The organism is Microbacterium sp. GbtcB4, from assembly GCF_019091465.1.
Classification (GTDB): Bacteria; Actinomycetota; Actinomycetes; order Actinomycetales; family Microbacteriaceae; genus Microbacterium; species Microbacterium paraoxydans.
This window is the reverse complement of the sequence record NZ_JAGXJJ010000431.1, coordinates 1-242: the sequence shown is the minus strand read 5'-3', so window position 1 is coordinate 242 and position 242 is coordinate 1. Positions and strand designations below refer to the sequence as shown.

Annotated in this window: 1 protein-coding gene; it reads left to right on the top strand. The window is 74.8% G+C overall.

Annotation, left to right across the window (positions count from 1 at the left end; all coding sequences use genetic code 11):
- Positions 1–242, top strand: a 242-nt coding sequence (locus KVS71_RS18370) for a DUF3418 domain-containing protein (RefSeq protein ID WP_217585255.1), incomplete at both ends; no start/stop codon positions are given.

Below are 242 nucleotides of genomic sequence, written 5' to 3'. Positions count from 1 at the left end.
ACTGGGCGGAGAAGTCGGGGGCGGCGCTGGCCGACGAGGGTCCGGAGGTGCACGGCGGCCTCCCCCCGCGCACCCTCAAGGAGGCGCTCGCGCGGCCCGTGCAGCCGCTCGCGAACCAGGTGGTCACGGCCGCCGACTTCGACGACGAACGGGTGCCGGCGCATCTGCGCATGTACTTCCGCGCCGTGGACGAGCGGGGACGCGTGGTCGGGTCCGGGCGCGATCTCCGATCGCTGCAGGCT